Origin of the sequence: Chitinophaga filiformis (assembly GCF_021646545.1) — a bacterium.
Lineage (GTDB): Bacteria > Bacteroidota > Bacteroidia > Chitinophagales > Chitinophagaceae > Chitinophaga > Chitinophaga filiformis_A.
On the sequence record NZ_JAKIRP010000002.1, the window covers coordinates 472,127 to 492,975 of the forward strand.

The window sequence follows — 20,849 nt, forward strand, 5'->3', positions numbered from 1 at the left end:
ATATGAATAATGTATATTTGTTTTTATAATAGCTATCTATAGATTGGCACTGGCTTGGCTTTGCAACTGCTGAATAGTCAAAACACTCCCACCGATGCTTAAAAACTACATCAAAATTGCCTGGCGCAATCTTATGAAGGACCGCCAGTTTACCTTGCTTAATCTGGTTGGTCTGTCTACCGGATTAACCTGTGCAATACTGATCTATCTGTGGATCAATGATGAAGTACACGTTGATAAATTTCACGCGAAAGATAGTCAGCTGTACCAGGTAATGACCAACGTGGAGAATTCGGAAGGGGTACAAACGATGGCTGCCACGCCGGGGATCCTGGCAAGAACGTTGAAAGAGGATATGCCGGAAGTGGAATACGCTTCTGCCGTTATTTATCCTTACTGGGCAGGAGAGACCACATTGTCGGTAAAAGAAGACAACCTGAACGCGGTGGGCTATTATGCCGAAAAAGACTATTTCAATATCTTTTATTACCCGCTTTTACAGGGAAACAAAGACCAGGTCTTGTCAGATAAAAACAGCATTGTCATATCAAAGCAGCTGGCGATGAAGCTGTTTCATACTACAGAGAACGTAGTGGGCCGCACTATTGAGTGGCAGCATGAAAAGCAGTACCAGGTATCAGGCGTGTTTGATGATATGCCCGCTAACTCGTCTGTAAAACATGACTACATCCTGCCTTTTGATGTGTACCTCGAGCAATATTCCTTTTTGAAGTCATGGGGAAGCATTGATCCGTCAACTTACCTGGTCCTGAAGAAGGGCACGGATATAGCGCAGTTCAATAAGAAAATATTAAACTTCACCAGGACTAAAGATAAAAATGCCGGCTACAAGCTGTTTGCCCGTCAATATTCTTCCGGGTACTTATACAACCGGTATGTAAATGGCATGCAGGTAGGAGGAAGGATAGAATATGTACGTATGTTTTCTATCATTGCCCTTTTCATCCTCATCATTGCCAGCATCAATTTCATGAACCTGTCTACCGCGAAGGCGTCTAAAAGATTGAAGGAAGTGGGTATCCGCAAGGTGGTAGGTGCAAACAGAAAGCTGCTTATTTTTCAGTACCTGGGAGAATCGATCCTGATCACCTTTTTAGCATTGGTAGTCACGCTGGTAATTTTACCATTTCTATTGCCTGCGTTTAACCATATTACCGGCAAACAGATATCACTATATGTTGAACCTGTATTATGGCTGTCTGTTTTAGGCATTACCCTTTTTACGGGTATTCTGGCCGGATTTTATCCCGCGTTTTATCTCTCTGGTTTCAATCCAATAGCTATCCTGAAAGGCAAATTACGGGCTTCATTAGGGGAGATCTGGGTAAGGAAAGGACTGGTCATGTTCCAGTTCATTATCTCAGCGGTATTCATAATAGCTGTACTGGTGGTGTATAAACAGATCAGGTATATACAAACAAAGGACCCGGGTTATAATGTAGACAACATTATCAGCTTTCAGCTGGGATCAGAAGTGATCACAAAAACACCTGTGTTTGTGAATGCCATCAGGAGCCTGCCCGGGGTGGTGGCGGCATCCAGTATTGATCATGCCAGTATAGTGGCCGACTATGGCAGCACCTCAGATATCCACTGGGAGGGTAAACAACCGGATGATAAAACCAGTTTCGCTAACATTGGTGTATACTATGGCGCTATTGAAACCCTGGGCATGACCATGAAAGAAGGTAGGAGTTTCAATAACAATGTAAGCTCTGACAGTACAGAGATCATCTTTAATGAAGCTGCTGTTAAAAGCATGGGACTTACTAACCCGGTTGGTAAAGTAGTAAAGATGTGGGGCGTGAACAGGAAAATAGCCGGTGTGGTAAAGGATTTTAATTTTGAATCAATACATCAGCATGTGAAACCCTTTGCCATGCGACTGGAGCCTGCGGCTACTTATAGGATAATGGTCAGGATCAAAGCCGGTAAGAACCGTGAAACGATCGATCTGCTGCGTAAGGCTTATGAGAAATTTGATCCGGGTTTTCCCTTCGTTTATAAATTCGTTGATAGTGAATACCAGGCGCAATATACTGCTGAGAACCGCCTGGCTGCTTTGTCCGCCTATGCCGCCGGACTGGCAATAGTGATTTCCTGTCTGGGTTTGTTTGGTCTGGCCGCTTTCACCGCACAGAGAAGAAATAAAGAGATAGGCATCCGCAAGGTATTGGGTGCATCAGAAAGAAGTGTAGTGGTCTTGTTGTCGGCTGATTTTCTGAAGCTGGTGCTGATCGCTGTTTTTATCGCATTCCCCCTGGCGGGGTGGCTCATGAACCAATGGCTGGCAGGTTTTGCTTATCGCACTGCTATCGGGGTTGATGTGTTTTTAATTGCCGGTGTTGCAACTATTCTTATTACGTTGGTAGTTGTTAGTTATCAGGGTATAAAGGCATCATTGACAGATCCGGTAAGGAGTTTGAAAGCGGAGTAGGGAATGAGCGCCGTAATAGCATTATCTTTTTTGTTGCATCATTTGCGGCAGAACTGAATATACATACTGAGATTGAGGAAGAATGAGCTGGATAAGAATACCCAGCTTTCATATCTCACGTTATGAAGAGACACGCTTATCGCATGTCTATCAGGCCCGCAAGATAGCCACCCACTTTGGATTGTCTTCTTAATGAGATGTTAAATACTCACATTTATTGAGATTTCTTGCAGTAAACTGATCAAGTGGAAGGGGCATCCCATGAAGCGGAACAGCAATCATTTCCATTGCTCCAAATATTTCACCCGATAATAATCGCCTGTATAACATGAATGATGAAAAGGAGCACATCGCTAATTGTTAATGTAACATGCAGCATGTTAAATTGATATCCACGCAAAGCAGGTATGGTCAAGATAATGGTGGTAGCTTATAAATAGCCGGACTGGTGATGATAGCGCCCATGCCTACAAGAATAATAGCTGTGTGTGCTAGTCGCAAGACGGCGTTACACAGTTGCCCCGATAGATAAGCAGACCGCTCCGTATTATGACGACAAGTTGAAGTGTTAAAATTTTCTCCTTGATGGAACAGGAACAGATTTTGCAAGTATTTGATTGAAGAACCGACTAACCCCTGAAATAGAGGCCTGGGAAAGGGAATATCTTTGATGGTTCCTGATAATAGTTAACAACGGACTGATGCCAGAAATACAATAGTAGTTGCCCCCGCCTTTGTGGGGTAGGAAGAGAAGTTATGAGAATGTTTACCGGCCGACAAGGAGTGAGATTAATTCATCCATAAATACAATATATCATGAACTTCCAATCAGTTTTTGCTAAAGGGTTTGCTGCTGCAGCAATCACAGTATTCCTGGCTTTAAATGCACAGGCACAGGAACCAATTAAGAAGGACACTTCTGAACTTTACCGCGAGACGGATAAGAAGCAAAAAATGGATAAGCTGAATAAGAAAATGGAAAAGGTTGACAATAAAAAAGATAAGGCGGAGAAGAAAATAAATAAAAAAATGGAAAAGGTGGACAAGAAAATGGATAAGATGAAAAAGGATACTATGGATACTATGTAAAAATATAGGCCGTTTGGCCTTTTGGAGCGGCAGGGCAAGGGAGCATGCCCTGCTTTTTTTTTGACAAAAATGTACTTGCTGTATATAAAAGTTTATATATTGGGATAATTTGTATATTTATAGCCATAAAATCCTGTGAATAAACAAAGTAGAAGTTTAAAAGATAAATGCTAGCAACACGAATTACAAAAATTGAGGAACGGCTCTCACTACATGGTATCGACAATTATCAGATCAGTTATCCGGAGTACCTGAATTTTGATCAGGAACATTTTGCCACGCCGAGGGAAGTGGGATGCAGAGTGATGATCCTCACTGCCATTGCCTACACAATACAGGATGATACAAAGAAATACGGTATCGTTAACTGGCTCAAGAACGAGAATATCTGGTCGCATGTCAGCGAAAAGGAGGCAGCGTACCTGAATAGCCGGACAACAAAGGAAGACGAGATATTAGACCTGTCCTGGAAAATAGAAGCAGCTTATATACTGGCCTGGGCCTTAGGATTGGTGGACGATAAACCAATGCCCGGAGAGGAAGCTACTGAAGCGCAGATCAACAACATGATCCAGCAGCTGCCTGCGCTGGGCGATAAGCTGGAATCGTTCCTAAGCAACCTGACTTTCAGGGATACGGCAGAGATCTATGATGAGAATATCTTTTATGAACTGACCACCACTCATTTCAGGGATACTTTGTTCAGTGGCGGTAAAAGCAGGGCGGACGTACACGTGCCGGCTTCTTTTGAACGGCATCTGGCGCTGAACTGGCTAAGACGCTTTATGAATGTTCAGGACTGGGACGATACAGATACTTCCACCTGATATTATCCTTTCTTTATTTTTCGCCTGGTATCAGGTACGCGATACTCCTTTTCAGGGGTAAGTGACCATTCTGTCCCTAATGCTGGCCGTACTTTGGCTATATCAGTTCCTGCCAGCTCCAGCAGTATTGTTTGGGGAAAGAGACTGTCGTCTATAATACGCAGCTGACAATTGTGTATGATTTCCTGCGCCTGTTGTGCATCAGGCGTCCCATCTCCGATATATTGCAGAATATAGTTGCCCATAGCTATCGTTTACTCCCCCAGGAGCATACCTTTCCCTTCAAAGATAGGCTTAAATCCCAGGGATTTGATCCTGGCCGACAAATATTTCAGCATCTCATCAGCCCTTGCCTGGGTACGTGGCATGGCCAGTATTTCAGGGGCGGCAGACAATAAACGGGCTGCCATTCCGGTAGCTGCCGGACATGCCATACTGGTGCCATCCATGATGGCGTAACGGTCGTTAGGGAAAGTGGAAATAATGCCTACGCCTGGTGCTGTCAGGTCTGTTTCCGGGCCGATGTTGGAGAAGTCCGCAATGAAATTGGCCTTATCCTTTCCATAAGGCGCTTTTATAATAGCAGTTTGTACGGTACGGGCGGGGAAGGTCTTTTTTCTACCCATCGCCGATACGGCTACAGACAGGCTGTAAGAGGCAGGGAAGCTCACCTTCTCGCGGTCGTCATTGCCATTGGCACAAAAGCACAATACGCCGGCATTGTAAGCCTGTTTGATATAACTGATGATACCTTCATCCTGTTCAGCTTCTCCCAGGCTCATATTGATGAGATCACATCTGTCGAGGATGGCCTGGTTGATAGCCTTCATGATATAGAAATTAGAGGCAGCTTGACCTACAGGGAATACCCGGTAACTAAAGATCTCCACACCTGCTGCCATACCATGTATGCCTCCTGATGCGCCGATGATGCCAGCCACGTGTGTGCCATGTCCTTCGCCGTTGTCTTTGTAATCTTTCGGGTCTTCATCTTTTACACAATTCATCCCACCAGATACCATGAGGTCTTTATGCGGGCCAACGCCTGTATCGATAACAGCTATTCGGATACTGGCAGGGATGGAGGGCCAGCCTGCAGTGTGATAAAAATGCCGTAATACATCTTTGTAGTTGATGTCAATAGATGTCAGTGCGATATTGAGTGTGGTGGTAGCGGTAAAGCTGCTGCGATAATATCCCCAGTAACTATGTTCCGGGTAAACATACATCCGCTGTATGCGTTTACCCTTCAGGTTGAGTGTGACCCTGCCTTTGCTGTTGGTGGTACCGGAATCGCCCAGTCTGTTTACAAAATCAGTAAAGGCTACGATGTATATATCTTTGAGCAGATTGCCAGCTTTGTCTGTTACTGTGATCTGCAGCTTATTATTGATCTGGTTTTTCTTCGCCTTTTTCTCTATTGCTTCGCGATAAATAATGGCCTTTTTATAAAACTTCTCCCTGATGATCCTGAAGCCCGGATAAGAGAAGCGGAAATCTGCCAGCTCATCGTTGCTGAGTTCTACCAGTTTGGCGCCATCTTCCTGTATTGAGTCCAGTACCTTTACGGGAATCTTTTTCTCCTGTCTGGCGGGCATCCTCGCATTGAGTTTCAGTAATTCACTTTTAACAGCAGGTTCGAGTACTGTAGTGAGGAAGTCTTTCACTTTCGGGTTGGTATCTTCGTTGGTCTGGGTTTGAGTAGCGGGCAGCAGGATGAAGTTTGCCATGGATGTAACTTTTGATAGTGAAAAAAGTATACTGACAGTTGCTCTTACTAATTTACTAATTTATACGGCCGGTAAAGTATATCTTGTAGTAAAACTACTTAGTCTATGCAACGCAGGTACGTTCTTCTGGCATTGCTCCTCCTGGTGCCATTTTCCACGATTATAGCCCAGGATACCGCCAAGACTTTCTATTTGTGGCCTAACGGTGCCCCCGGGTACGAAAACCGGAAAAACGAATCGGAAGAGGCCAAAGATTATTATGTGAAGAACATCCATAATCCCTCTGTCACGATCTATCTTCCTCCGAAGGAAAAAGCGACCGGTGCTGCGGTGGTGATCTGTCCGGGAGGAGGCTTTCGTTTGCTTGTGTACAATTCCGAAGGGCGAGATCCTGCCCGTTTCCTGAACAGTATAGGCGTAGCCGCGATCATTCTGAAATACCGCCTGTTCCGTGAGGAGAACTCGCCTTATACGCTCGAAAAGGAGATCAGGCAGGATGCCTACCGTGCTATGCGTTTTGTGCGCAGTCATGCAACCGAATGGAACATTGATACGAACCGGGTGGGCATCTGGGGCTTTTCAGCCGGAGGAGAAGTGGTGGCTCAGGTGGCGTATGGCCGGGGGGATGGTGATCCGAAAGCCAAAGACCCTATCGACCGCCTGAATGGTAAGCCGGATTTCCAGATATTAGTGTATCCGGGGCCCCTGGGCATTCCGGAAAAGGTGCCGGCAGATGCACCCAAAGCTTTCCTGATCGCCTCCAACGATGATGAATGCTGTTCTGCACCTATTGTCAGCCTCCTGGAGCGCTATAGGGAGGCAAAAGTGCCAGTAGAGGCACATATTTTCGCTAATGGCAACCATGCCTTCAATATGGGTTACCGCTCCAATTTACAGTCCGTCCGCGCGTGGCCACAGCTGCTCACCAACTGGATGACGGATTGTAAACTCCTTTCTCCGGCAACTACAGCCGCCAGATAAGCAATTTCAAAAATTCAATAGCAGTGCAGGAGTACGGCCTTGTCGTACTCCTATATGTGCTTGATATCAATGCTGTCCCTGATGATAAGGGACCAACTTGAAAAACTGAGGGCAAGGCTATGCCTACCCGCTTTTAAGGAGGGAACAACACCTATCAAATAATTGTCGCTGGCTGGCAGATTGGAGAATATTCCAGCTATACAGGTAAAAGTCCCCAATCAGAAAGAAGCCATTCGTAAACAGTGAAGACGTTTTTTATGTAAGCAGCAATTCCTTCACCGTATACCTCCCCGGCAAATTTTCCACTTCCACAACGACTTTACCGCCTGCAGGCAACGCTGTTGCTTTATAATGCCAATCAACGCCGTTCCAGCCTAAAACTGCCCGCCCACTCTCAGTAACAACACCGTCAGCGTCTACTACCTTTACCTCTACTTCTGCTACGCGGAACTCATTTTTCGCAGTCACTACCACTTCCTCCTTTTCTAACCTGATACTTTGGATCTCAGGACTGTTGTAAGCATCCTTCACTGCCATATTATAGGCATTTTGTCCTGGGCCCGCCAGCGACGCATTGTAGGCTTTTACCTCCGGATCAGCCATCATTAGCTGCGCACGTGCCGAAGCAATGGTCATCCTCTCCCTTGCTTCTAACTGCTTTTGGGTAGGCTTTTTCCTTGAAGGGCCACGTTTGGTCGCCATAATGATCTGCCCATTCCGTTCGTAGATCGTGAGTTGTTTGCCGAGGGTTCCCCGTACAAATTGGAGGAGGATATTGTCTTTAACAATGGCCATAAAAAGGTTTTTTGAGGTTATTAATTACAAGTGTACTGTTTCGCTTCTCTAAGGTATCGATAAACTTTCATAATTGACACCAAAATTATATTTAAAGGTCACTTCAATATCGAAAAGATATATAAATACCCTTTTGATACCCTTTTAATACCCTTGTGGAGACCTTTCAGTAAGTTTATCGCGAACCGATAGCGTACTTCCCGAGCAGGAGAAAGGATTAAGTATACCTGGGTAGTCTTATTATTTTGATGTGTGAGATTGCCGGATGGTTTAAGCCATTCGATCAGGATTGCCATGCAAAGGAGCCCCCGGCGATTAAAAACATATCGATATATGACATTTTAATGACACTGTAGGAGAGGGCATCTACGTCTTTCAAGAAGCATAATCGATAAATTTGCATCAATGAATAAGAAATTAGACATTAAAAGAATTGAAAAGATCTCCAAAGCACTTGGCGACCCCTACCGTATTAAGATCATGGAGGCCATACGAAAAGAGCAGGACTGGACCCCATGTACTTTGATACTTAATATGCTTGACCTGGCGCAGTCTACTGTTTCCCACCACATCAAACAGCTGGTAGACGCCGATCTGTTGCTGGCCGAAAAAGAAGGCCGTAATACAAAATATAAGATCAATAAAGAGGTCTTTGAAGAGTATGTAACATTCCTGTCGCTCTTCACCGCATAAGGTTTATTTTCAAACAAGCTCAATCTGTACCATGCATAACTATGCTGCATTAGATAACCCGGTATGGCACGCCTTACAAACAACGCATAAAGCATTTGCACAGGGAACTGAACGCGTTCAGCGCTATCCTGCCGATACGCTGCAATTTGTGGGATGTGCCGATCCACTGCGCGCTGATCTGAATGAAATATTACCCTGGACAGCTGTAGGGGAGAAAATGATCATGATAGGCGAGCTACCTGTTTTACCATCCAACTGGACGCTGCTCCGGCAACTGGATTGTATACAGATGATATGCGATGAACCAACGTCCGTTGCCAGCCCCGATGTAGTTCAACTGGACAATGTTGAAGAAATGCTGGCGCTTGTCAATCTCGTGCAGCCGGGATTCTTTTATAAGCATACACCTTTACTGGGGACTTACTATGGCATATATCAGGAAGGACAGCTTGTTGCTATCGCGGGTGAACGTACGAAGATAACTGGATTGGTAGAAGTGAGCGCTGTATGCACACACCCGGAATTTACAGGCAGAGGATATGCGCAACAGCTGGTAGCACATATTGTGAATAAGCAAGTAGCGGAGGGCAATGCGTTGTATTTACATTTCCTGACGAATAACGAGCGGGCAAGGAAGGTGTATGAGCGACTAGGGTTCAGAGATAGGAGGCCGATTGTGTTTTGGGAAATTGTGAGGAACACATAAGTAGGCTGATTAGTTAACCTTCATTGTGACGAAGACGAAAATAAAGCAGTCAATTCTTTTCTTTTAAATGATCCGAAACTAACGCTCGGTATTATAAATCCTGCCTCTATCACTCAAGATAAGAAGTTTGAAATTAGCTGAAAATATTACCCCACTATTTTGGTGGACTATTAATTTATCCTATTTTTGCAGTGCCCGATATGTTATTTCAGCAATGACTGGGATAAACGACAAGAACCAGGATTATATGAAACCAGCTGTACTTTTATCAACTTTACTCCATTCAACATCTTTGTCTGTAAGCATTAGTTGCTACTGTAGCTCTTCCTGATTTACACACATAATAAATTTAACTATTGCCAGCTGCTTTCACCCGGCAGCTGAATAACATACTATTGCCTCCAGGTAATGTATTTCTCTATTCTTATAATCTAAACACGCATGTTCAAGAAAAATGTAACCCTCGTGCTTACGCTGCTATTAAGCACAGGGCTTTTTGCGCAGCAAAGACAGGTACAGGGACAGGTACTGGCTGCAGAAAACAGGCAGCCATTGCCAGGAGTAACTGTCAAGATCAACCGTACTTCCGTTGGTACGGCGACAGATCAGGACGGACGCTTTCAGCTGAATGTTCCCGGCAACAAGACAGTGCTTTCAGTTTCCTTCATTGGCAGGGAAACCGTTGAAACGGAAGTACATGAAGGTGACGCGAATATCACCATTCTTCTGAAGCCTGCTAATACTACGCTGGACGAAGTAGTAGCAGTGGCTTACACAAGTGTAAAACGTTCGGGATATCCGGGGGCCGTATCAACAGTAAGTGCAGAGAAGATCAATAACCGGCTCACACCTAATGTGACCAATGCTTTGCAAGGATTAGTCACGGGGCTGCAAACCACATCGGCCAATGGACAACCGGGTAACAGCTCCACTATACGTATCCGCGGTGTTGGCTCTATCAATGCTTCCAGCGCTCCCTTGTTCGTTGTGGATGGCGCGCCGTACGACGGTGACATTAATGCACTCAACGCGGCAGACATTGCGGCTATCAGTGTATTGAAAGATGCTGCTGCTGCCAACTTGTATGGTTCTCGTGCTGCCAATGGCGTTATCATCATCACAACCAAACAGGGTAAGAAGGGAGAATCGGCAGTGAATGCTGTATTTAATCAGGGTTGGAGCAGCCGCGCTGTGGAGGACTATGACAAGATCAATACAGATCAGTATTTTCAGCTTTACTGGGAAGCATTACGTAACAAGCAACTGACGAACGGACAAACGCCGGCACAGGCGGCGGCTACAGCCAGTGCACGTGTCGTGTCAGATCTGGGTATCAATCCATATGGTCCTGACTTTCCTCAGCCCGTTGGTACAGACGGCAAAATTGTAGCAGGAGCGAGGCCTTTATGGAATGATGACTGGGAAAAAGGTATACAGCAATCCGGAAAATATACACAGGCACAGCTCAGCTTCAGTGGTGGGAGTGACAAATCTACTTACTATGTCAGCGGTGGCTATGTCAATAATGAAGGTGCTTACATGGGTTCCGGCTTCAAACGTTATAATGTGCGAAGTAATATCACCTTGCAGGCAAAGCCATGGCTGAAGGCTGGTCTGAATGTAACGGGTTCCAGCTCTGCACAGGATTATCCTACATCCGCTGATTCACGTACAGACAACGTGGTGCTGTTTGGCAGAACTGTTCCCAGCTTTTATCCCATCTATCAGCGTAATGCGGACGGTTCTTATAAGCTGGATGCCAGCGGACAAAAGCAGTTTGATTATGGCGCCTATCGTCCTTCCGCAGCGCTTGCCCGTGAGAATCTGATCGGTTCCCTGCCGCTGGATAAAAACAGGTATACCAATGAGAATGTTTCTGCAAGAACATTCCTCGAGGCCTCGATTATTAAAACACTGAAATTCAAAACCAGTTATAATATCGATTACGTCAACAACAATTCGCTGGTGTATACCAATCCTATAGTAGGTGGGGACGCCGAGATCGGAGGTACTATCAGCAAAGGCAATGGCAGAAAACTGATCTATACCTGGAATAATATTCTTACATACGACATAGACCTCCCGAGCGGTCATCATCTTAACCTGCTGGCAGGACATGAATATTATTATTTCAATTCCAGCACCCAGAGCGGCAGCCGGCAGAAGTTTGCACTACCTGACTTGTACGAGCCAGCGGCAGCTTCTCAGCTGAATGATTTTTCAGGCATTTCAGACAACTATACAAAACTGAGTTTCTTTGGCCAGGGACAATACAATTACCTGAACAGATATTATATCACTGCTTCAGTGAGAAGGGATGGTTCCTCCCGTTTCTCTCCCGATTCCCGTTGGGGTACTTTCTGGTCTACCGGCGCATCCTGGCGCATCTCGGAAGAAGCATTCCTTCGCTCTGTCAGCTGGCTGAATGCACTGACACTAAAAGGTAGCTATGGCGCTTCCGGCAATGACAATCTGAGTAGCTACTATGCATATCTGGCGCTTTTTGATATCAAGAACAACCTGGGTAACGGAGGCGTTATCACGTCCAGGCTGGCTACACCAGGCCTGAAATGGGAAAGCAATCTTAACCTGAACATAGGACTCGATTTCGGATTGTTTGACAATAGGTTGTATGGTACCATCAACTATTATAACAGGACCAGCAAGGATCTTTTGTATGCAAAGCCTATGGCGCCATCTACCGGCTTCGGATCTATCAGCGCGAATATCGGAGCCCTGCGTAACACCGGTGTGGAGCTGGAGCTGAATGTGATACCAGTGCGCACCCGCGATTTCAAATGGAATATCGGACTAAATGTAGCGCATAACAAAAACAAGATTACAGAGCTGCCACAGAAGGAAATTATCAGTGGCACTAAAAAACTGATGGTGGGCAGTTCCATTTATGAATTCTACCTGCGTGAATGGGCGGGGGTAGATGCAAAAACCGGTAACCCGCTTTGGTATCAGACCGGTGCAGACGGTAAGAAAGTAACTACTACCAACTATGCTGCTGCTACCCAGTACTATGCCGGTTCTGCTTTGCCGGATGTAACGGGAGGCTTCACCAATACGCTTAACTATAAAAATGTTGAGCTGTCATTCTTATTAGCGTACAGCATCGGTGGTAAAGTACTGGACCTTGATTATGTATCTCTGTTAAGCGGTGCTGCAAGTCCTGGTCGTAACTGGTCTACAGAATTATTGGAACGCTGGACGCCTGAGCATACCAACACCGATGTACCAAGACTTACAACTGATAACCTGAACTGGACGTCCACTTCTACACGATTCCTGTACAGTGCTACTTATGCACGTCTCAAAACGGTCTCACTGGGATATTCATTGCCCGCACAGCTGTTGTCCCGTATGGGTATTGGAAGCCTGAAGGTATATGCCCTGGGTGAAAACCTGCTTACCTTTTACGGTCACCAGGGTATGGACCCGGAACAGTCCATAGATGGTACCACTTACTATCAGTATCCCGCAATGAAGACATTCTCGCTGGGTGTACAGATAGGACTCTAATGTGTAACGTTAATATTGAATGAAAATGAAAGCAAGCAGAATTTATACATATACAGCAGCGCTGATCATTGGTTTATCAGCCTGCAACAAGCAACTGGACACTGCTCCATCCAATGCAGTATCTGAGGATATTGTACTGAAGAATGTGGATAATCTCAGTACTATTTCAGAAGGTACCTGGGCAGCTATGATGGATGATTTTTATGGCGGTACCTTTAGTAATCCGGGCTTCAAGACCATCGCACTTACCAGCGATGCGATGGCGAATGATGTAGCATTGATCACTACCAAATATGGTTTCCCTACGGCATACCGTTTTACGCAAATGAACGATAAGACGCAAGCTCGTGTAAGTGCTATATGGGGACAACTCTACAAGATTATCAATAATAGCAATATCATCATTGCTAATGCCGATAGGGTAGACGGTGACGCTACTGCGAAGAAGGTACTCAAAGGACAGGCGCTGGCATTGAGAGCCCATACGTATCTGACCATTGCCTCCTTTTATCAGTTCTCATTCCTGAAAGATTCTCTGGCCAAAACAGCGCCTATTTACACCACACCAACAACAGCAGCGACGCAGGGCAATCCTAAAGCCTCGCTGAAAGAGATCTATGAACTGATTTTTTCTGATCTGTTGCAGGCAAAAGAATTGCTGACTAATTACGAGCGCCCGGCTAAATACAAGATCAATGCAGATGTTGTGAACGGTTTGCTGGCACGTGCCTACTTAAACACCGGTAGGTGGACCCTGGCTGCAGCCGCAGCAGATGAAGCACAACGCAACTATCCATTAATGGCGCCAGCTGAATACAGCAAAGGTTTCAATGATGTCGGCAACTCTGAATGGATCTGGGGGCATACCGAAATACCGAGCCAGAGTGATGGCAGTTACAGCTTTCATTTCCTGGATGTATCCTCCGCATCCTCCTACTATTATAGCTTTATGGCCGATCCTTTTTTTGCAGAGCTCTTTGACGCTGGTGATATACGTAAAACACTTTTTTCGTGGGACGGTTCCGCAGCAGCCAGGGAAGGATTCCTGCAATACAGGAAGTTTAAATTCAGGGCAGATCAGACGGCAGACCTGGTGTTGATGAGAAGTGCAGAAGCTATATTGATCAAAGCAGAAGGTTATGCACGGGCCGGCAATCTTACTGAAGGCATCAATGCGTTAAATCAGCTCCGTACAGCAAGAGGCGCCAAAATATTTGAACCAGCAGGAGCTACGCAGGAGAACCTGATAAAAGAGATCCTGGTAGAAAGAAGAAAAGAATTGTGGGGTGAAGGGTTTGGTTTGTCTGATATTATCCGCAATCAGTTGCCTGTTGTGCGTAAACCTTATGTAGATGCAAACGGCGACGATATCAAGGTGACTGTAGTAACACCAGATGGTACTACCAAACAGGTGAATGCGAGATATCATACAGCACTCAGTTTTTCTGATCAGAGTAACTTTGTGCCGAATAGTCCTTATTATATTTTTGTGGTGCCGCAGGCGGAAGAACAGAATAATCCGAATCTTAATAAGTAGGGGAATTGAAGATATAAGTAAAGAGGGTGTCGAAAGGCACCCTTTTTTGATGACGCTAATTCATCCTCATTGCCTCATTCGCCGTATTTCCTCCATCATGTCAGTCAGGGGCAAAATGTTCACTCCATTCGACGACGGAAAGCGTTCTTTACCTGGGTAAACAATAAAACGCTTTGTCGCCTGAAATATAACACTTAGTCGACCAGTATTTCCCGACTTTTATTAATTTACCACAGACACATTAACAACCAAACCCATTTCAAACCATGCAGGACATCCACCGTGAAGTACTACGCCTACGTCGCCAGATGAACTATTTTCGTATATATGTTATTGCCACATCCGTTCTGATATTCGCACTCATTGGCTATGGCTTCCGCAAATCTGTCCAGGACGACATCGTGAAAAGTCTACGCGCTGAAAGGATCGAAATTGTAGAACCTGACGGTACCGTTAAACTTTCGCTGTTCAGCAAAAAACATCTTCCGTTTGCCGTTATTAATGGCAAACAATTAACTCGCCAGGGAGGAGATGAATCAGGCCTGATGTTTTACAATACAGAAGGAGAGGAGTGCGGTGGTCTGGTATATTCCGGAAACGGTAAGAACGGCAAAGGGCAGAATGAATTGAGTATGACATTCGATAAATACAAACAAGACCAGGTGGTACAGTTATCTTATATTCAACGGGAGAACGGCAACCATACAAAAGGACTAAGTGTTTATGAGCGCCCCGAATTTCCCCTTAATATGACAATGGATAAAATTGACTCGATTCGTAAGAATGTAAAAGATGTTCAGGAACAGAACAGCATACTGGAACAACTTAAAAAGGAAGGCTTTTTCGGTTATACACGCATGTTTGCCGGTCAGCAGGGACAAAGAACTGGCGTTTTTGTACGTGATGATAGGGGCAGAATACGCCTGGAAATGATCGTTAATGAGAAAAATGAACCAGAGATCCTTTTTTATGATGAAAAAGGCGCAGTGCATAAAAAGATCACTTATTAAACCCGTAATGGAACACACAAAAAAAGTCTGAGCCTTTATGCGCTACAACAGGAAATCAATGTTTGGCAAGTGTGCTTAAATGCAGGACTGTGTGAACATTCGCAACTTATCGGCTAAATAACCAAAAGGCTTTCAGGCACACGCCTGAAAGCCTTTTTCAATTGTAAAGGGAGGGCACCAGCCAACCATATCCTGTCAATGGTATCCGTTATTCTGTTTCAGCGTTTTTGTACTTCCATTCATTGAGAGATCTATCTGCCGCTGAGGAATGGCAAAGTATTCGTTCGTTCCCTTCACAAAACCGGCCCCTTGTACATCTAATGTCAGTGCACCTTCAAAAGCGAAGAATGCATTCAGCACCTGGTCAGCCACACCCCAGCGTACGAGGTCAAAGAAACGGTGACCTTCCATTGCCAGCTCCAGCTTGCGTTCAAAATAAATGGCTTTTAAGGCGTATTCCTGACCTTTTACTGCAAAGGAGCCTGTGGGGTAAGGGGCGACCCTATAATTGGCCGCAGGCACGTTAGAAAAGCCATCCATAGGGGCATTGTTGTTCTTGTACCTGTAAATAGCACTTGCCGGTTGAGCCGCACGTTGCCGTACGATGTTTACATATGTTTCTGCTGCATCAAAGTTTTGCAGTTGTGCTTCGCACTCCGCCGCCAGGAGCAATACGTCGGCATAGCGGATCAGGTTGTAGTTGATAGCATTGCCTGGCGCCCATCCGCGGGGATCGTAATATTTGTCCTGGGTAGCCTGCCAGTATACATTCTTTTTGGGAGAATAGTGACCGGCTGTAGAGGCTTCCCTTATCCAGGTATCGCCCGGGTGTACACCCCAGTCAAGATAGGGAATGCCCTGACGGCCTACTGTCCAGTCCAGGCGTGGATCTACCGTTTCTGTATTCACATTGTGCGTGTTATAGCTATCCAGGAAGGGAAGCCCCTGAGGATCGGTAATATAGGAGTTCACAAGATCTTGTGTAGGCTGGAAAAATCCGCAGCAGCTGAATGGACCGTTGTACGGATAGTTCAGCATCTGCCCCTGGTTGGCATTGGCGGAAGTGCCTGAATTGTCATTGGCGTTAAACTGTATTGCAAAAACAGATTCAGACGTGTTCTCTGTAGCAGCGTCGAAGTTATCTTCAAAACGATCTCTCAAGGCGTAACGATCGCCCCGGGACGTAATACCCTGGGTAATGATCTGGTCGAACAGTGGTTTCGCGTCTGTGTATTTGCGCCCGAACATATATGTCTTGGCCAGGTAACAGGCTGCTGCCCATTTATTGGGTCTTCCAACTTCAGTTTGTGTAAGAGCAAGGTTGTCCATGGCGAATTTGAAATCGGCTTCTATCTGAGGCCAGATGTCTTTGTCATTTGGCGTCTTCATGTCTGTGGTAGTTTCATCTATCCAGGGCACCATGTTGAACATCTTTTTAAGATCAGAATAGTAATGGCCCCGCAGGAATCGTGCTTCTGCTGCCGCTTCTGTCTTTTCGGCATCTGTCATATCGGTTGCCTGAGCTAACAGTTTCAGTACCGAATTACAGCGGGTCACACCTTCATAGTCTACCCGCCATTTATCGTTCAGGAAACTGTTCGTCGCGCCTGCACTGAAACGGGCGAGGTCCAGAGTGGGCGGGGAATCAAAATGATCACTCCCTTTGTGGGCATCACCGCCACATACGCTGCCATAGATCCAATTGTCCGGCGATACGGCGTAACCAGCGCCGCCAGAGAGATTGGTCATATCGCCACCGGTGAAGTCCTGTCCGTCGAGTGCCCCATAAGCACCTACCAGTAAAGCATTGACGCCTTTTTTATTGGCTATCAGCTCTTCCTTTAAAGATGAAGGCGGCACCCTGTCGAGAAATTTGCTGCAGGAAGGAGCACTTACGCCAATGCCTGCTATGAAGAGTGTCGCTATATGTTTATTCAGTTTCATGGTTTTCAAGTTTAACATCAGAAAGTAAGATTAAGACCTGCCAGGAATTGCCGCTGACTGGGATAAGTGCCTTCATCAATGCCGAAGCTCCTTACATCGCCGCCGCCTATTTCCGGATCAATCCCTGAGTACTTTGTAATGGTGAACAGGTTAGCCGCCTGTACATAAATGCGAAGTCTTTCTATATGCCATCTGCCACCCGGCTGTTGAGGGAAGGTATATCCCAGCTGCAAGTTCTTGCAGCGCAGGTAAGCCCCGTTTTCTACATAGTAAGAGTTGGGAACGGCATTGGTGCTAAAAGAGCCTTCACCCTCCTGTATGGGTGCTTTGGCGTTCATCCGGTCTGGCAGCCAGGATTCATACAAAGCCGTTTTGCTCTTGGCGCCATCAAAGGAGGAAGAAAAGTCTGTCCACCATTTCACCTGGTTCCAGATCTCATTGCCCTGTACGCCGAACAGGAACATGCTGAAGTCAAACCGTTTGTAGGTCAATCCCAGGTTAATACCATATGATACTTTCGGATTTGGATTGCCAAGGAAAGTACGGTCATCCGCATTGATCACACCGTCCTTGTTAATGTCTGTATACCTGAAACGACCGGGAGCTGCATCTTCCTGGAAGCTGGCAGAAGGGTCGCCGGTGGCCGACTGTGCTGATTGATCGGCTTTATCTATTTCGCTCTGACTGTTCCAGAAGCCATTGATCTTATAACCATAGAAACTGGAAATAGGCTGTCCTACCGCATTACGGATGATGCTTTCCGAGAAGTTGCGGGGATCCCTGTCGAAGTAATCTACACCTTGCGCTATTTTTACGATCCTGTTCTTAAAGGTCGTAAAGGTAACGGTGGCATCAAACTTGAGATCTCTGGTAATAGTTGTATGGCTGGCAATGGTAAGGTCTATCCCCTTATTCTTCATGTTGGCCACATTAGAGTAGGGGGCCGGTGCGGTGCCATAAGTACCGGGCAGCTCGCTGTTATAGAGCAGGTCTTTGATGTTTTTCTGGTAATAATCTGCGGATACTTCCAGCTTTCCGCCAAAGAGGGTAGCGTCAAAGCCGATGTTGGTATTGATATCGCTTTCCCACTTCGCATCCGGGTTGCCGATCTGCACCTGCTGGAAGCCCAGTACAATACTGTTGTTTGTTCCCAGGAGGTCATAGAAGGACGTATTCTTGTTACCGCCATACAGTGTAAAGGCATTACCGGGAGTAAGGCTGAGCTGATTACCCATAATGCCCCATCCTCCGCGGATCTTCAGGTCTGTCAGCCAGTGGATGTCTTTCATAAAAGGTTCCTGCGAGATCCGCCATCCTGCACTGGCAGCCGGGAAGAGACCATAACGATTGTTAGTGCCGAATTTGGAGGAACCGTCGCGCCGCAGGGTACCACTCAACAAATATTTATCCCTAAAGTTATAGTCTATTCTGCCGATGAGTGATAAGAGGCCTGCAGAATAGCGGGTGGCTGTGATGACCTGTCCGCCGGAGCCCGTACCATTGTCTACATAATCAGGATCGAAAATGAAGAAGTCCTGTGTAGTACCTACCTGCTGGCGTGAGCGTTCATCATAGGCTTCCGCACCTACCAGTATATTGAGGTTATGTACGGTGTTAAAACTATTGTGATAGTTCAGTGTATTTGTCCATGTCCAGTTATGTTCGAAATTGCTGGATTCTGTATAGGCGTTCACTCCTGCGTTCTCTTTATTCTCATATTGCGGATATGTGAAGTTGTGCCGCCATCCGGAGTTCACCTCGCCGCCGAAGCTGGTGTGGAAAGTGAAGTGGCGAAGGAAGTCGATATCTGCATAGATATTTCCAAATACCCTGTTCACCTGTCCGCGGTCATTCCTGGTGCGGTACTGCATGGCAACCGGGTTCATGGCATCACCCAGGCCCAGGCCATTGGAGCCTCCGAAATTCCCTTTAATGTCATATACAGGGATAATGGGTTGCTCACGTAAAGCCATGCCTACCGTACCACTGGATGTAAGCAGGTCTACAGTGGGATTATCGGTAATGGAGAAGGAAAGGTTTTCTCCTATCCGGATATTCCTGCTGATGCTAAACTGGCTGTTGGAACGGATGATATATCTTTTGAGATAAGTGTTCATTAATGTACCCTGCTGATTGAAATAGTTCAGCGAGAACAGGTAACTACCTTTGTCTGTACCACCACTTACAGATAGATTATGACTTGTCATGGACGCAGGATTGAAGATCTCATGAAACCAGTCAGTGCCTGCTTTATTCGCCTTTGTTATATAGTAGAAACTGTTGTAGTCGTCCTGGTCAGTGTAATTGGGATTGACATAATAGAGGTCGGGATTGACACGTGGATCGCCCTCCTTTAATCCTACAGGTTGTATGTAATCTGGTAATACGGGAGTAGCGCCGTTTCCATACAATGTATCACTCAGTGGCATACCGGTGTTCTTATAACGCAACCAGCGGAGATTGGCCATTTCCTGCGAATTGAGTGTATGCCACACGTTACCGCCCTTAGGGTACTGACGGCCATAATAGGCGTCGTACCTGATCTTTACCTTGCCACTGCCTTTTTTGGTGGTAATGATGATGACACCGTTTGAAGCACGTGAGCCGTAGATGGAGGCAGCACCTGCATCTTTCAATACCTGCATCGAAGCTACATCATTGGGGTTGAGGTCATTGATGCTTTGTGTGGGCACACCATCTACTACGTATAGCGGCGTGTTGTTGTCAAAGGTGTTCACACCGCGGATGCGTACCACAGGTTCCTGGCCTGGTTGTCCGGAACCGATGACGGTCACACCGGAAGCCTGCCCCTGTAACTGGCTGGTGACCTGTCCGGAAGGCTGTTTGACCATCTCGCCGATATCTACAACTGTAACAGCGCCCGTGAGGTCCTTTTTACGTTGTGCGGTATAACCGGTTACGATCACTTCGTTGAGGTTACTGGTGTTTTCTGAAAGTGTAATATTGACTTCAGATTGTGTACCGACAGGGATCTCCTGCGACTGGTAACCGACCAAGGTTACTTCGAGTATGTCATTCCCTGTACCTGGAACATTGACTGTATAGGTGCCATCGGCAGCTGTTACGGCGCCGGTGTTTGTGCCCTTGACGCGAACAGTTACGCCGGGCAATGCTGCGCCTTTTACATCAGTGACTTTTCCGCGCACGGGTCGCTGAGTGGTCATGACGATGGTAACCGGCGAGGCCTCCTTTGCTTTAACGAGATAAAATTTGTCACGTACTTTTTCGAAAGACAGGTTAAAGGGGGCCAGTGTTTTTTCGAGCGCTTCTTCCGGCGACCTGCAGGAGGCGATATCGACGCTGGCTTTCTGATCTGTGATCAGTTCACTTTTGTAGGCAATGGAAACGCCGAATTTTATTTCCGTTTGCCGGAATAACTGCCTGATGGATATGTTATCCTGCTGTTTCAGCAAATGCAGGGCCGGTGTGGCATCTGGACTATGGGCCAGCGCATGCGAGCATAGGGCGCCTGACACAAGGGCATGCATCAGCAGCACACGTAAATTTGTTTTCATGTGCGATTTAATTTT

The 20,849-nt window shown here is 46.1% G+C and carries 14 protein-coding genes; 9 read left to right on the top strand and 5 right to left on the bottom strand.

Annotated features, from left to right (window positions below; genetic code table 11):
* Positions 1-94 precede the first annotated feature (94 nt).
* The 3 genes from L3C95_RS08245 to L3C95_RS08255 all read left to right on the top strand — a co-directional run bounded on the left by L3C95_RS08245 (position 95) and on the right by L3C95_RS08255 (position 4,374).
* Positions 95-2,458, top strand: coding sequence for an ABC transporter permease (locus L3C95_RS08245; protein ID WP_236386584.1), 2,364 nt, complete (start codon positions 95-97; stop codon positions 2,456-2,458).
* Positions 2,459-3,274: 816 nt separating this feature from the next.
* Complete coding sequence (locus L3C95_RS08250) at positions 3,275-3,547, top strand: hypothetical protein (RefSeq protein ID WP_236386586.1); 273 nt, start codon at positions 3,275-3,277, stop codon at positions 3,545-3,547.
* Between the two features lie 167 nt (positions 3,548-3,714).
* Complete coding sequence (locus L3C95_RS08255) at positions 3,715-4,374, top strand: DUF4272 domain-containing protein (protein ID WP_236386587.1); 660 nt, start codon at positions 3,715-3,717, stop codon at positions 4,372-4,374.
* A gap of 2 nt (positions 4,375-4,376) precedes the next feature.
* Here the strand turns inward: L3C95_RS08255 and L3C95_RS08260 are convergent, their stop codons facing one another.
* Together L3C95_RS08260 and L3C95_RS08265 are read right to left on the bottom strand one after the other, a co-directional pair.
* A complete protein-coding gene (locus tag L3C95_RS08260; RefSeq protein WP_236386589.1) occupies positions 4,377-4,619 on the bottom strand; it encodes a hypothetical protein in 243 nt (80 codons plus the stop codon).
* A gap of 9 nt (positions 4,620-4,628) precedes the next feature.
* Complete coding sequence (locus L3C95_RS08265; RefSeq protein ID WP_236386591.1) at positions 4,629-6,104, bottom strand: S8 family serine peptidase; 1,476 nt, start codon at positions 6,102-6,104, stop codon at positions 4,629-4,631.
* A gap of 105 nt (positions 6,105-6,209) precedes the next feature.
* Between L3C95_RS08265 and L3C95_RS08270 the strand changes: the two genes are divergently transcribed.
* Positions 6,210-7,085 carry an alpha/beta hydrolase gene (locus L3C95_RS08270; protein ID WP_236386593.1) on the top strand — a complete coding sequence of 292 codons (876 nt, stop codon included), beginning with the start codon at positions 6,210-6,212 and terminating at the stop codon, positions 7,083-7,085.
* A 255-nt stretch (positions 7,086-7,340) separates the two neighbouring features.
* Here L3C95_RS08270 and L3C95_RS08275 read toward each other — a convergent pair whose 3' ends face one another.
* A complete protein-coding gene (locus L3C95_RS08275; RefSeq protein WP_236386595.1) occupies positions 7,341-7,880 on the bottom strand; it encodes a hypothetical protein in 540 nt (179 codons plus the stop codon).
* Between the two features lie 405 nt (positions 7,881-8,285).
* Between L3C95_RS08275 and L3C95_RS08280 the strand changes: the two genes are divergently transcribed.
* The 5 genes from L3C95_RS08280 (at position 8,286) to L3C95_RS08300 (ending at position 15,354) form a co-directional block, all read left to right on the top strand.
* A complete protein-coding gene (locus L3C95_RS08280) occupies positions 8,286-8,573 on the top strand; it encodes an ArsR/SmtB family transcription factor (RefSeq protein ID WP_236386596.1) in 288 nt (95 codons plus the stop codon).
* Between the two features lie 31 nt (positions 8,574-8,604).
* Positions 8,605-9,279 carry a GNAT family N-acetyltransferase gene (locus tag L3C95_RS08285; RefSeq protein WP_236386600.1) on the top strand — a complete coding sequence of 225 codons (675 nt, stop codon included), beginning with the start codon at positions 8,605-8,607 and terminating at the stop codon, positions 9,277-9,279.
* Positions 9,280-9,720: 441 nt separating this feature from the next.
* Positions 9,721-12,807, top strand: coding sequence for a SusC/RagA family TonB-linked outer membrane protein (locus L3C95_RS08290; protein ID WP_236386602.1), 3,087 nt, complete (start codon positions 9,721-9,723; stop codon positions 12,805-12,807).
* A gap of 25 nt (positions 12,808-12,832) precedes the next feature.
* Positions 12,833-14,344: a RagB/SusD family nutrient uptake outer membrane protein gene (locus L3C95_RS08295; RefSeq protein WP_236386604.1), complete on the top strand. Its 1,512-nt coding sequence runs from the start codon at positions 12,833-12,835 to the stop codon at positions 14,342-14,344.
* Between the two features lie 266 nt (positions 14,345-14,610).
* On the top strand, positions 14,611-15,354 hold the full coding sequence (locus tag L3C95_RS08300; protein ID WP_236386606.1) for a hypothetical protein: 744 nt from the start codon (positions 14,611-14,613) through the stop codon (positions 15,352-15,354).
* Between the two features lie 195 nt (positions 15,355-15,549).
* On the opposite strand, the gene L3C95_RS08305 is transcribed toward L3C95_RS08300, so the two are convergent.
* Positions 15,550-17,298 (bottom strand): RagB/SusD family nutrient uptake outer membrane protein, encoded by a 1,749-nt coding sequence (locus L3C95_RS08305; RefSeq protein ID WP_236386608.1) that lies wholly within the window; start codon positions 17,296-17,298, stop codon positions 15,550-15,552.
* Positions 17,299-17,315: 17 nt separating this feature from the next.
* Positions 17,316-20,834, bottom strand: a complete 3,519-nt coding sequence (locus tag L3C95_RS08310; protein ID WP_236386610.1) for a SusC/RagA family TonB-linked outer membrane protein — start codon at positions 20,832-20,834, stop codon at positions 17,316-17,318.
* Between the last annotated feature and the right edge of the window lie 15 nt (positions 20,835-20,849).